At 39.5% G+C, this 13,381-nt stretch carries 17 protein-coding genes; all 17 read left to right on the forward strand.

From position 1 onward, the window contains the following. The first annotated feature begins 68 nt into the window (after window positions 1-68). The 17 genes from fliF (at window position 69) to fliP (ending at window position 13,375) form a co-directional block, all read left to right on the forward strand. A complete protein-coding gene (fliF, locus tag IHV10_RS05825; protein WP_197127716.1) occupies window positions 69-1,661 on the forward strand; it encodes a flagellar basal-body MS-ring/collar protein FliF in 1,593 nt (530 codons plus the stop codon). A gap of 14 nt (window positions 1,662-1,675) precedes the next feature. Continuing rightward, window positions 1,676-2,689, forward strand: coding sequence for a flagellar motor switch protein FliG (gene fliG / locus IHV10_RS05830; protein ID WP_197127717.1), 1,014 nt, complete (start codon window positions 1,676-1,678; stop codon window positions 2,687-2,689). Beyond that, a complete protein-coding gene (gene fliH / locus IHV10_RS05835; protein ID WP_197127718.1) occupies window positions 2,682-3,479 on the forward strand; it encodes a flagellar assembly protein FliH in 798 nt (265 codons plus the stop codon). The genes fliG and fliH overlap by 8 nt, the downstream gene beginning before the upstream one ends. Continuing rightward, on the forward strand, window positions 3,476-4,792 hold the full coding sequence (gene fliI / locus IHV10_RS05840) for a flagellar protein export ATPase FliI (RefSeq protein WP_197127719.1): 1,317 nt from the start codon (window positions 3,476-3,478) through the stop codon (window positions 4,790-4,792). Before fliH ends, fliI begins: the two co-directional genes overlap by 4 nt. Next, window positions 4,792-5,229, forward strand: coding sequence for a flagellar export protein FliJ (gene fliJ / locus IHV10_RS05845; protein ID WP_197127720.1), 438 nt, complete (start codon window positions 4,792-4,794; stop codon window positions 5,227-5,229). Before fliI ends, fliJ begins: the two co-directional genes overlap by 1 nt. A 14-nt stretch (window positions 5,230-5,243) precedes the next feature. Then, complete coding sequence (locus IHV10_RS05850) at window positions 5,244-5,810, forward strand: MotE family protein (RefSeq protein WP_197127721.1); 567 nt, start codon at window positions 5,244-5,246, stop codon at window positions 5,808-5,810. Window positions 5,811-5,835: 25 nt separating this feature from the next. After that, window positions 5,836-6,993 (forward strand): flagellar hook-length control protein FliK, encoded by a 1,158-nt coding sequence (locus IHV10_RS05855; RefSeq protein ID WP_231619472.1) that lies wholly within the window; start codon window positions 5,836-5,838, stop codon window positions 6,991-6,993. Between the two features lie 6 nt (window positions 6,994-6,999). Next, window positions 7,000-7,452 (forward strand): flagellar hook assembly protein FlgD, encoded by a 453-nt coding sequence (gene flgD, locus IHV10_RS05860; protein WP_197127723.1) that lies wholly within the window; start codon window positions 7,000-7,002, stop codon window positions 7,450-7,452. A gap of 12 nt (window positions 7,453-7,464) precedes the next feature. Continuing rightward, window positions 7,465-7,839, forward strand: coding sequence for a TIGR02530 family flagellar biosynthesis protein (locus IHV10_RS05865; protein ID WP_197127724.1), 375 nt, complete (start codon window positions 7,465-7,467; stop codon window positions 7,837-7,839). 83 nt (window positions 7,840-7,922) lie between these two features. Next, window positions 7,923-8,795, forward strand: coding sequence for a flagellar basal body rod protein FlgG (flgG, locus tag IHV10_RS05870; RefSeq protein ID WP_197127725.1), 873 nt, complete (start codon window positions 7,923-7,925; stop codon window positions 8,793-8,795). Window positions 8,796-8,843: 48 nt separating this feature from the next. Continuing rightward, window positions 8,844-9,056: a flagellar FlbD family protein gene (locus tag IHV10_RS05875; protein ID WP_197127726.1), complete on the forward strand. Its 213-nt coding sequence runs from the start codon at window positions 8,844-8,846 to the stop codon at window positions 9,054-9,056. Beyond that, window positions 9,057-9,485, forward strand: coding sequence for a flagellar basal body-associated protein FliL (gene fliL, locus IHV10_RS05880; RefSeq protein WP_197127727.1), 429 nt, complete (start codon window positions 9,057-9,059; stop codon window positions 9,483-9,485). 34 nt (window positions 9,486-9,519) lie between these two features. Continuing rightward, window positions 9,520-10,512, forward strand: coding sequence for a flagellar motor switch protein FliM (fliM, locus tag IHV10_RS05885; protein ID WP_137789658.1), 993 nt, complete (start codon window positions 9,520-9,522; stop codon window positions 10,510-10,512). Next, on the forward strand, window positions 10,506-11,642 hold the full coding sequence (gene fliY / locus IHV10_RS05890; RefSeq protein ID WP_197127728.1) for a flagellar motor switch phosphatase FliY: 1,137 nt from the start codon (window positions 10,506-10,508) through the stop codon (window positions 11,640-11,642). Before fliM ends, fliY begins: the two co-directional genes overlap by 7 nt. A gap of 18 nt (window positions 11,643-11,660) precedes the next feature. Continuing rightward, the gene (locus IHV10_RS05895) at window positions 11,661-12,023 is read left to right on the forward strand and encodes a response regulator (RefSeq protein ID WP_197127729.1); all 363 of its coding nucleotides are present in this window, start codon (window positions 11,661-11,663) and stop codon (window positions 12,021-12,023) included. 7 nt (window positions 12,024-12,030) lie between these two features. After that, complete coding sequence (locus tag IHV10_RS05900) at window positions 12,031-12,702, forward strand: flagellar biosynthetic protein FliO (protein ID WP_197127730.1); 672 nt, start codon at window positions 12,031-12,033, stop codon at window positions 12,700-12,702. After that, window positions 12,695-13,375, forward strand: coding sequence for a flagellar type III secretion system pore protein FliP (gene fliP / locus IHV10_RS05905; protein WP_137789655.1), 681 nt, complete (start codon window positions 12,695-12,697; stop codon window positions 13,373-13,375). Before IHV10_RS05900 ends, fliP begins: the two co-directional genes overlap by 8 nt. Window positions 13,376-13,381: the final 6 nt, after the last annotated feature.

Consider the following 13,381-nt stretch of genomic DNA (forward strand, 5'->3'; position numbering starts at 1 on the left):
ATTCGATATTAGCATTCGATTTTGGGGGTAGCTTTTAAAAATTTTTATTGCGTTTATCGGGGGAAAAAATGAAAGAAAAATGGAAAAACATCATCAAGCATACTACAGAGCGGTTTAAAACTCGTTCCAATTTACAAAAGGGATTTATTCTCGGAGGAATCTTTCTAATTATCGCAGCTTTTATCTTTGTAACCATCATGATGTCATCACCCAACCTTGTTCCTTTGTATTCAAATCTTTCCCCTCAGGAAGCTGGTCAAATACAGGAGAATTTAAATAGCAAAGGTGTGGCAAATGAAGTACAAGATGGCGGGAAAACAATATTAGTTCCTGAAGAACAAGTAAACAACCTTCAAGTGCAGCTTGCTGCAGAAGGATTGCCTGAAAGCGGGAATATTGATTTTTCATATTTTGGTGAGAAATCAGGTTTTGGAATAACAGACAAAGAGTTTGGTGTTCTAGAAAGAGAAGCGACACAGACCGAGATTGCTAGTTTAATAAAGAGCATAAACGGGGTTGAAGATGCGAGCGTTATGATCACACTTCCTGAAAGCAGTGTTTGGGTGAATCAGGAAGAAGAGAAGGCATCAGCTTCTGTTGTCCTATCTTTAGGAGCGGGAGCCAAATTAGATGAAGATCAAGTAAAAGCTCTTTATCACCTTGTCTCAAAGAGTGTAAGTAATCTACCGATGGAAAATATCGTCATTACGGATCAATACTTTAACTATTATGATTTAAATTCTGTGAACTCTAGTTCTTCAGCTTCTAAATATGAGGAACAGAGAAAGATTAAACAAGATGTTGAAAGAGATTTACAACGAAGAGTTCAACAGATGTTATCAACGATCATGGGACAAGGAAAAGTGGTTGCTACTGTTACTACAGATATTGACTTTACGGAGGAAAAACGTGAAGAAAACATTGTAGAACCCGTTGACAAAGAGAACATGAAAGGCATTGAAGTAAGCGTAGAACGAATAAGAGAGACGTTTACAGGAGAAGGTGCAGGAGAAGGCGGAGTTGGAGGAACGGGTGATCAAGAGGTACCTACCTATCCAGGTTCAGCTGCAGGCTCAAACGGTGACTATGAAAAAGTTGAAGAACGTATCAATAACGAAGTCAACAAGATTCGTAAAGAAATCGTGGAAAGTCCTTACGAGATAAGAGATCTAGGTATTCAAGTCATGGTAGAGCCACCGACTCCAAACAAACCAGAATCGTTACCACAAGAACGATTAGATGATATTGAACAAATTTTGAGTGCGATCGTTAGAACAAGTATCTCAAAAGATATAAATGAAACATTATCAGAAGATGATATTCAAGAAAAAATCTTTGTATCTGCTCAGCCGTTCAACGGTAAGCAAGAAGCAACTGCCGTTAAGACTGGAATTCCAGTATGGATCTATATTGTAGGTGGAATCTTGTTAATCGTTATCCTTCTATTAATCTTCTTGCTTACTAGAAAAAGAAGAAGTGAGACGGAAAGCAAGATTGAAGAGTTTGAGATGGATGAACCACAAGAGTCGTACTATGTACCTGATGTAAACCAAGAAAAAGGGTCAGAGGGGACAGTTCGTAAGGAACAATTAGAAAGAATGGCAAAAGAAAAGCCAGAAGAATTCGCTAAGCTAGTAAGAACATGGCTATCAGAAGAGTAAGGAGGTAACGATCGATGGCAAAAGGCATGAAAGAACTATCAGGTAAAGAGAAAGCGGCAATCCTCGTTATCTCTTTAGGACCTGATGTGGCTGCGCAAGTATATAAACATTTAAGTGAAGAAGAGATTGAGAGATTAACACTTCAAATCTCACAAGTTAGAAAAGTAGATTCAACGTTAAAAGATGATATTATCACACAATTTCATCAGCTAGCTCTTGCTCAAGATTATATTACCCAAGGTGGAATCGGCTACGCGAAGACGGTACTTGAGAAAGCGGTAGGTAAAGATGAAGCGATGCAGATCATCAATCGTTTAACTTCGACTTTACAAGTAAGACCGTTTGACTTTGCTCGAAAAGCAGATCCAGGTCAAATATTAAACTTTATTCAAAACGAGCACCCGCAAACGATTGCTCTGATCTTATCATATTTGGATTCTTCTCAAGCTGGACAGATACTTTCTGAACTTCCACAAGAGATGCAAGCAGATATTGCTAAAAGAATTGCATTAATGGATCGAACATCACCTGAAGTGATCAATGAAGTGGAGCAGATTTTAGAAAGAAAGTTATCTGCTACTGTTACACAAGATTTCACACAAGCTGGTGGAGTTGAAGCGGTTGTTGAAGTGTTGAACGGTGTAGACCGGAGCACGGAACGAACGATTCTGGATGCGCTTGAAATCCAAGATCCGGAGTTAGCGGAAGAGATCAAGAAAAGAATGTTCGTGTTCGAAGATATCGTTACCCTTGATAACCGTGCAATTCAAAGAGTTATACGTGAAGTGCAAAACGAAGATCTGCTTCTTGCTTTACGTGCATCAAGCGAGGAAGTAAAAGAAGTGATGTTCAATAACATGTCACAGCGTATGGCCGAGAACTTTAAGGAAGAAATGGAGTTTATGGGTCCTGTTAGACTTCGTGATGTAGAAGAAGCTCAGTCTAGGATCGTTGGAACCATTAGAAGACTTGAAGAAGCCGGAGAGCTCGTTATCGCTCGAGGCGGAGGAGATGATGTGATTGTCTAAAGTCATAAAATCTTTTCACGATCACAAAGAAAAAGCGGAAAAAAATGAAATAGTGATCGGTATTCAAGCACTTTCATTATTTAACACGAGAAACTATGCAAGTTTAGAAGATGAGGATGAAGAGACAAAGGTCATCCGTTTAAAAAATCAAGCGTATACCTTGCTCGAAGAAGCAAAGAGCGAAGCGGCTTCTATAACAAAGGAAGTAGAAGAATATAAGGCTGCGCAAATCAAAAGCTTAGCTGAAGAAGAGGCCGCTTGGAAGTTGAAATTAGAAAGTGCTTATGAACAGGCGAAGAATGAAGGATACGATGCTGGCTTTCAAAATGGTTTAGAACAAGGCCATGAAAGCTGGGCTTCGCAATTAAATGAAGTCAAAAGCTTTATGGATACGTTAAGAAACGACTATCATAACATCCTGAGTGAAGCAGAGCCACAGATAGTTATCCTCGCTATGGCAGCTGCTGAGAAAATCTTAGGAAAAAAGCTACAAGAAGCACCTGAAACATGGATTGCTATCGTAAAGCAACTTGTAAAAGAAGCTCGAGAGTTTGAAGAGATAAAGCTCTATGTTCCACCACAATGGTTCGAACTTACGCAAAACTATCGTGAGGAACTAAAGAACATGCTTCAATCGACAGCGACTCTTTTCATCTATCCAGACGAGAACTTATCTGAGAATGGTGCAGTAATCGAGTTTCCGTTTGGAAAGATCGACGCAACACTAGACGTTCAGTTAAAAGAGATCAGAGAAAAACTGCTAGAACAACTTGAGGTGTCAGATCAATGAACGTGGAACACATGATCGACTCCCTTCAATCACTAGATTCATATAAAAGATATGGAAAAGTGATCAGGGTAGTTGGGCTAATGATCGAATCAAAAGGACCTAAAACGTCAATCGGTGATGTCTGTTATATACACACTGGGAATAACAAGCAAAGAATTAAAGCAGAAGTAGTTGGCTTTCAGGAAGAGAATGTCTTGTTGATGCCATTTACATATGTGAAAAATATTGCAGTTGGCAGTTTGGTAGAAGCAACACATCGAGCGTTGGAAATAAAGGTTGGACCTTCTTTGATCGGAAAAGTACTTGATGGTATGGGTGTTCCTTTAGATGGCTCTCCTCTGCCTCGCGGGTTGTTTCGCTATCCTTCAGAGAACGAGCCGCCGAATCCGATGGAAAGACCAAGAATTCATGAAAGCATTCAGCTCGGTATTCGGTCGATCGATAGTTTGTTGACGGTCGGGAAAGGCCAGCGGGTAGGTATTTTTGCCGGAAGTGGAGTGGGTAAGAGTACGTTGCTTGGTATGGTGGCACGTAATTCGACTGCTGACCTGAATGTTATCGCTCTAATCGGTGAACGAGGACGCGAAGTTCTTGATTTTATTGAACGAGATCTAGGTGAAGAAGGTTTAAAGCGATCCATTGTAATCGTTGCGACTTCAGATCAACCGGCTTTAATGCGGATAAAAGGTGCATTGACGGCAACGAGTATCGCAGAATATTTTCGAGACCAAGGGAAGAACGTCATGTTGATGATGGATTCAGTAACTCGTGTTGCTATGGCGCAACGTGAGATCGGTTTAGCTGTTGGTGAGCCGCCAACAACAAAGGGATACACACCAAGCGTATTTGCAGTTCTTCCAAAATTATTAGAACGGTCTGGAACGAATAAGAATGGAACGATTACAGCATTTTACACGGTTTTAGTAGATGGAGATGATTTCAACGAGCCGATTTCAGATACTGTTCGAGGAATTCTAGATGGACACTTTATCTTAGATCGAAACTTAGCTAACAAAGGGCAGTTTCCTGCTGTAAATATTCTAAAGAGTATTAGCAGGGTTATGAATGATATCGTTCCAAAAGAGCATCGACAAGCTGCTGAACGACTTCGAGAACTTTTGTCTTCCTACGTCGAAGCAGAAGACTTGATCAGCATTGGCGCATATAAGAGGGGATCCTCTAAATCAGTGGATGAAGCGATTCAGATGTACCCTAACATTCTAGCGTTTTTGAAGCAGCAAGTAGATGAAGATGTTAGTTATGAACAAGCTCTTGAGCGGCTGTTGATTGAATTTGGAAAGGATGAACGTTGATGTCATTTCATTTTTCTATGGAAAAAGTTTTGTCTGTTAAACAAAAGGAGAAAGAATCGATTGAACAAGAATTAGGAGAAGCTGTACAAGCGTTCGAGAGCATCGCAGAAGAGATATACAGCCTCCTTAAGAGGAAAGAAGACATTGAGAACCAATCGAATTATACCTTTCAGCAGAGAATCATAGTAAATGATCTTCAGAATACACAGCGTTTTCTTTTATCCATGACAAACAAGATCAAAGAATTACAGCCGTTATTACAAAGAGCAAGAGAAAGAATGCAAGTTATCCAGCAAAGGTTATTACAGCAGACGATTGAAGTGAAAAAATACGAAAAGCTAAAAGAAAGACAACTCAGCGCATATAAAGTGGAAGTTGCTTCTTATGAGAATAAGCAGAACGACGAATTTTCGGTTTTGCGTTTTGCGAAGTCATAAAATCGGGTGATCAGATGAAACAGAACGAAAAATCCAGCAGAATGGTTTGGTTTTTATTAGTAGTCTTCGTACCTTTCGTTTTTGCACTAACTGTATTCGGTATCGTTCTGTCGTTCATGGGAGTGGACGTATGGGAAGAGGCAAAGAACACGAGTAAAAACATGCCTATAATTAAAAATATTTTTAGCGAAAAGTCCGAAGTAGCTGTAACAAACAATGGACAAGAGAAACAGTGGAAATCAAAGTTCGATGAGCAAGAAGATTACATCAAAATACTATCTGCTGATCTGCAAAAGAAAGAAAAAGAAGTCAGGGATTTAAAAAGTAATATTGCACTATTAGAAAAGCAAGTAGAAGATGCAGAAACTAGTGTGAAAGAAGAAGAGAATGAACAATTAAAAAAATTATATGAAGCAATGTCAGCAAAAGATGCTGCGGCCGTAATGTCAGAGATGAACAACAATCAAATCATGGGCATCTTAATGCTTTTAAAATCGGAAACACAAGCTGCGATTCTTGCCAAACTTGATGCAAAACGTGCAGCAGAGCTTACGGTACTCATGGCAAACAAGTCTCTATAAAAGGAGGTGTAAAAACGTGCAAATAATGATTTCGCAGCCAGCTGTTTCAGGAGCACAGACATCACAAATATCAGTTTCTTCGGAAAAAGGAAACAATGTGGATTCTCTCTTTTCTCAATTGCTAGCATCTTCTGGCGCAGAGAGTGAACAGCTTCCTGAAGGTTTAGGAGATATGATCGCAAGTGTCTTAGGAAGCATTGAGGGGCTTGACTGGAATGCTGACCTACTGAATAACGAGACCGTTCAATCATTATTAAACGAACTGCCACCAGAAATGAAGGAAGTTATTGAAAACCTTCTTGAGAATGAGATCGATTTCTCACACCTTGTAGTAAACGCCACTCCTGAGATGAAACTAGCAATCTTATTGCAGGTTGCTTTTAACGAAGAGGCAGGTCCATTATCTCAAAAAGACCAGAAGCAAATGGCAGATATTATAGGACGATGGTTTCCGGGAGTGAAGCTAGACCAAAAAGATTCAATACCAAAACAAACAGAGCAGATCTTTGGAGAGATAAAAAAGCTTTTGAGTGACTCAACAAGTAATGATAAGAATGCTTTCATGAAAGTCTTTGAAACCTTATCAGCCGAGAAAAAGGTAAAAAGCTTTGCAGATCATGCATTTCAACGGTTCGTCCCGACAAAATCGATCGAACCAAATGTTTCAGCTCCAAAGGAACTGCAAACCGTTCAAGCTCCACTTTCTCCTATAGAACAATGGACGTTGAAGGTTCCTGCTACAGGAGGAGAAGGACAAAAAGAACAATTTGTTCGTGAGGTTCAACAGATTATTTCAAGAGGAAAGCTGGTCGTTACAGAAACTGGATTTACGAAAATGCAGATTCGTTTAACACCTGAACATCTCGGTAACATCGAGATTCAGCTTATCCAAAAACATGGTGAGATCACTGCAAAGATCATCGCATCTAGTCAAGGTGCAAAAGATGCCTTAGATAGTCAACTCACACAATTGAAACAAGCTTTCACTAGTCAAGATATAGACTTTGAAAAGATTGATGTCTTTCTAAACGGAGACGAACAGTCCTTTGATTTCCGTGATCAAAGTAATCAAGAATTTGAAGATCAACAGCAAACAGATGAAAGTATGTCTGAGGAAGATATATCAGAACATCTATCATTTGATGAACAATTATCACAATTGGTATTAAACGAAAAGGTGTGATGAGTCATGACCAAGATCTCTGAAGATCTGATGCTTTCTAATTATCAAGCAAAAACAAAGCAAACAGGTTCAAACATTTTGGGGAAAGATGATTTTTTAAAGATATTAATTACACAGCTTCAAAACCAAGACCCAACAAGTCCGATGCAAGACCGAGAGTTTATCGCACAGATGGCAAGCTTTTCATCACTAGAACAGATGACAAACATGAACCAAACGATGCAGCAGTTCTTATCGTTTCAAACAGAATCTTCCTTGTTACAACAAAGCGAGATGATCGGTAAACAAGTAACGTACGAAACCGAAACAGTAGATGAAGAAGGTAACAAAAAGATAGAGGAAAAAGAAGGTCTAGTTAAATCTGTGTTATTTGAAAAAGGATCTGTCATGTTGGAAATGAGTGATGGAACAAAGATCACAAGTTACCAAGTGATCAAAATATCTGATCAGGCAAAGTAAGGAGTGGATAACATGAGCGAACGTATACACGCTCATCAATTGTACCAGCCGATCCTTTACCCGAATCATCAACAGCAGAAAAAAGTAAATCGATCTTTTCAGTCAGTTCTTTATAAAGAGCTTGAAAACCAACTAACCGTTAGTAAACACGCTCAAAAAAGATTGCAAGATAGAAATATTACGATATCAGAAACAAGCTGGAACAAGATAAGTGAAAAGGTGATTGAAGCTGGGCAAAAAGGCATTAAAGACTCGTTGGTGATCATGAAGAATGTCACTCTTGTCGTAAATGCTCCGAATCAAACCGTAATCACAGCGTTAGATCGAAACGAAAGCACATCTCAGATCTTCACAAACATCAATGGTGCCATCGTCATAGACGAATAAACGAGCTGGACCTTTACAGGAGGCTCACAAAACTGCCGATTGACAGAGGCAGTCATTAAACCAAGTAAGGGAGATAAAAACAAATGTTACGTTCTATGTATTCAGGAATCAGCGGTATGAAAAATTTTCAGGTGAAGCTAGATGTAATCGGAAATAACATCGCAAACGTTAATACGTATGGCTTTAAGAAAGGCCGTACAACTTTTAAAGATCTTGTGAGTCAGCAGATTGCTGGGGCGAGTGCACCAACTCCTGGAGCTGGGGGCAGAGGTGGGGTTAATCCTAAACAAGTCGGATTAGGGTCTCAATTGGCAACCATTGATACGGTGCATACTCAAGGTAGTTTACAAACAACTGCTCGACCTTTGGATTTAGGAATTTCAGGAGATGGTTTTTTTGTTGTAAACGATGGAACAAATGATTATTTAACAAGAGCAGGGAACTTCTATCTCGATAAATCAGGAAATTTAGTGAATTCAGATGGAATGTTTGTAAAAGGTTATGAACCAAATCCATCAAATAGTGGGGTAAATACAACAAATGCAAGTAATATTGTAATTCCTTCTACTGCAAAAAGTTTCAGTATTGGACCTGATGGAACCGTCAATTACATTATTGAAGGTTCAAGTGAACCAAAAGTAGCAGGTCAAATCTTTATTGCAAAGTTTTCAAATGATGGAGCATTAGAAAAAGCTGGTGGTAATCTTTATCGCGAAAGTGCAAACTCAGGTCTACCACTAAAGAATAGTGCAACAACTTACAATGGAGCAGTTGTTTCTGCACCAGGTAAAAATGGAGCAGGTACACTAGTAGCTGGTGCTCTTGAAATGTCCAACGTAGACTTATCTGAAGAGTTCACGGAGATGATTGTTGCACAGCGTGGGTTTCAAGCGAATACAAGAATCATTACAACATCTGATGAGATCCTTCAGGAGCTTGTGAACTTAAAACGTTAACGTGAAGGGAGGCAGGGGTGAGCAGGAAAAGGCTTAGCTCCGAAACTCATGATTTCTTTAACTCAGTTAAACGGGAATACGTTTACGCTGAATGCGATCTATATTGAACAGATCCAATCGTTTCCCGATACGACGATCACTTTAACAACAGGCAAAAAGTATGTTGTTAAAGAAAGTGAAGAACAGGTTGCTCAATTGATATCAACTTTTTATAGAAATATTAATTTGCTGCCACTAAGTCAGAAAAAGGAGGGTCTGTAGTTGGGAAAAAATAAAGCGGTAACGATCATGATCTCTATGCTCGTAGCGATCGGTTTAATCGGTGCAGCAGGATATTACGGGTTTAAGCAGTTCTCACCTAAAACCGAAGCTTCAGAACCTACAGCAGAAGAGCTGGACAAGCTGATGGTCGAAACCAATGAAATGACAACCAATCTTGCAGATCAATCTTATGTGAAGATTCAGTTCAAGATTCAAGCGGATAATGAAGATGCGAAACACGAACTTGAAAAAAGATTATTTCAAGTAAACAACCTTATCATCTATGAGATCTCGAACAAGAAAACAGAAGAACTATCTGGGCAACAAGGATTGATCTCTCTTGAAGACAAGTTGAAAACAGAGATTAATAAGGTTATGCAAGATGGGAAAGTAGTCAGAGTCTACACAACTCAAAAGATCATACAATAATTCACTAAAAACGGCATGAAAAGAGGTGAGACTCTTGGTTGATGTTTTGTCACAAAACGAAATAGATGCTCTTCTCTCCGCCCTTTCCACAGGAGAGATGGATGCAGAAGAGCTTAAAAAGGAAGAGTCAGAGAATAAGGTTAAAGTTTACGATTTTAAAAGAGCCCTTCGTTTTTCGAAAGAGCAGATCCGCAGTTTAACGAGATTGCATGAGAACTTTGCAAGACTCTTAACGACTTATTTTTCGGCACAGCTTAGAACGTACGTCCAGATAGGGGTAGCGTCTGTTGATCAGCTACCATATGAGGAATTTATTCGTTCTGTTCCGAAGATGACTTTATTGAATGTGTTTGAAGCACATCCGTTTGAAGGGCGCATCTTAATGGAAGTAAATCCGAATATCGCATATGCCATGCTTGATAGAGTGATGGGCGGCAGCGGGGCAGGGATGAATAAGATCGAGAATTTAACTGAGATTGAGACACGAATCATGAATCAGTTATTTGAAAACACACTTGATAGTTTTAAAGAGGCTTGGACAAGTGTGATCGAACTGGAGCCGTTCATGCTCGATTTGGAAGTAAATCCACAATTTTTACAGATGGTTTCTCCGAACGAAACGGTTGTCGTCATCTCGTTAAACACGACGATTGGCGAAACGAGCGGAATGATTAATATTTGCCTTCCGCATGTTGTCATAGAGCCGATCATACCAAAGCTATCTGTTCATCATTGGATGCAGAATAAAAAGAAGACAAGAATTCCGGGAGAAACTGAATTTATTGAACAAAAGATAAAGAACGCCTTTTTGCCATTTAAGGTTGAGTTAGGATCTTCAGACATGTCGATCGAGGAGTTTCTGAATTTATCTATCGGTGACTGTATTGAATTAGATCAACGAATCAATCAACCGCTCGTGATTAAAGTAGAAAACAATCCTAAGTTCTACGGTCAACCCGGAAAGGTGAAGAAAAAGTTAGCCGTTCAAATTATCGAAACCATTAAGGAGGATGAGGATCAATGGTAAGTGGAGATATGCTTTCACAAGACGAAATTGATGCTTTGTTGAATGGTGGAAGTCCTTCCTCGTCCGGAGCGACCGAAACCGAAGAATACCTATCATCGATTGAACGAGATGCGTTAGGTGAGATCGGAAACATCTCATTTGGAAGTGCTGCAACAGCACTATCCACCCTGTTAAATCAAAAGGTAGATATTACGACGCCACAAGTAACAGTCGTAAAACGCACTGAGTTAAAAGATGAGTTTCCGATTCCACATGTTGCGGTTCAAGTTACATACACAGAAGGCATCGAAGGAGCAAACTTGTTAGTGATCCGTAAGACGGATGCACAGATCATTGCAGATTTGATGCTTGGTGGTGAGGGTACTAATCCTTCTCCGGATTTTGGAGAACTGCAATTAAGTGCTGTTGGTGAAGCGATGAATCAGATGATGGGGTCCGCTTCAACATCGATGTCTACGATCTTTAATAAAAAGGTAGACATATCGCCGCCAAAGATTGATTTTCTGGATGTTGAATCAAACACGAGTTTGATTCCTGATGAAGAGATTTTAGTAAAAGTTTCTTTCAGACTTAAAGTGGGTGAACTGATCGATTCAAATATCATGCAGCTGATTGATGCTGAGTTCTCAAAGGACCTTGTACATAAGCTAATGAATCCTGAACCTGTTGTTGAAAATGAGCCGGTTGCCGATTATGTCCCTCATGAAGAAGTGGCTCCACCATCTCTACCGGTAGATTCTTATCAAGAACGTGTTCATAGTGAGCCGAGAAATGACCATCAACCTGCTTATCAATCTCAGATGAGAGACGTTTCCATTCAGCCGGCAAGTTTTTCGGACTTTGGAGATTATGAGACGAATCAAAGAGATACAAAAAACCTAGACATGTTGTTAGACATTCCGCTTCAAGTCACAGTGGAGCTAGGAAGAACAAAGAAAACAATCAAAGATATTTTGGAAATGTCTCAAGGTTCGATTGTAGAGCTCGATAAACTAGCTGGTGAACCAGTGGATATCTTTGTTAACCATAAGATGATCGCAAAAGGCGAGGTCGTTGTTATTGATGAAAATTTTGGAGTCCGCGTAACAGAGATTTTAAGCCAGCGTGATCGTTTAGAAAAATTGAAATAATTATCGGAGGTAAGTGAAATGGGAGAGCGTATTTTAGTTGTTGATGATGCAGCATTTATGAGAATGATGATCAAGGATATCTTAGTTAAGAATGGATTCGATGTTGTCGGTGAAGCGGCTGACGGTGCACAAGCGATCGAGAAATTTCAAGAGTTAAAACCAGATCTAGTTACGATGGATATTACGATGCCTGAAATGGACGGCATATCAGCTTTAAAAGAGATCAAAAAAACAAACCCTGATGCAAAAATTATCATGTGTTCAGCCATGGGACAGCAAGCGATGGTAATCGATGCGATCCAAGCTGGGGCAAAAGACTTTATCGTTAAGCCCTTTGCAGCTGACCGTGTAATTGAAGCGATCAAGAAGACTTTAGGCTAAGCGTTTCATGTATCGATGGTTAATTAGTTTTTTTGCAGCAGTTTGTCTCTCGCTTGTACCGATTAGTGTACAAGCGGAAGGCAGCAGTTCAGGGAAAAGTGTTTATGACACCATAAATAACTCAGATCAAAAGGGCGAGAAGGAAAAATCACCAGCAGAAACTAGCCCTGTGAATGCTAAGAGCGAAAGCACATTTATGATGCTCGTCAAGCTCGTGTTTATGCTTGGAATTGTTCTAGCGATCTTATTTTTTGTTTTACGATTTATTCAAAGAAAGTCTGTTAGTTTTCAAGACGGTAAAAATCTTCAGTCTTTAGGAGGAATCGGAATCGGACAGAACCGTTCTGTGCAACTCATCAAAACAGGTAATTCTGTCTTGGTAGTAGGTGTTGGAGATTCGGTAACACTTCTAAAAGAGATTACCAATGAAGATGAAGTTCAGATGATGCTCGATCAGCGTCCATCCCAAAACGTTTCAACGATGACGAACCAATTGAAACAAAAATGGCTGAAAAGTAGAACCGAAGAGTCAAGTAAGACTTCCAATGAAACAAGACCAGCAGAAACTAAAGATCATACGCAATCTTTTAAGACTATGCTTCAATCGATCGTTCAAGATAAGAAGAATCAGCAAAAAGATCTTCAGAGAGTACTTGAGAAAGGGAAACATCATGAATGAATTTATTCCTGGATTAGACTTGGATTTTATAAATAATAGCGATCCAGCGAACATGGAAACTACCATTCAGCTGTTGCTGCTCTTAACGGTCCTTTCGCTTGCTCCAAGTATATTAATACTTATGACTTGTTTTACGAGGATCATTATCGTTCTGTCCTTTGTTAGAACTTCACTGGCAACGCAGCAGATGCCACCTAACCAAGTTCTGATTGGGATTGCTTTGTTCTTAACTTTTTTTATCATGGCGCCAGTGATGCATGAAGTAAACAAAGAGGCGGTTCAGCCGTTAGTAAAAGGTGAGATTTCTCAGGAGGAAGCCTTTGATAAAGGAAGTCTTCCCATCAAAGAGTTTATGGCTAAGCATACACGACAAAAAGATCTTATGCTGTTTATGGAATATTCAGGTGCTAAGAAACCGGAAAGTATTAAAGACATCCCTTTAACGACTCTTGTTCCAGCGTTTGCGATTAGTGAATTAAAGACAGCTTTTCAGATTGGGTTCATGATTTTTGTTCCTTTTTTGATCATTGATATGGTCGTTGCGTCTATTTTAATGGCTATGGGGATGATGATGCTGCCACCCGTGATGATATCACTGCCATTTAAGATCTTATTATTCGTACTGGTTGATGGCTGGTACCTCATCGTTAAATCATTGCTATTAAGCTATTAAGGCAGG

This window comes from Fictibacillus sp. 5RED26, from assembly GCF_015903895.1.
GTDB lineage: Bacteria > Bacillota > Bacilli > Bacillales > Fictibacillaceae > Fictibacillus > Fictibacillus phosphorivorans.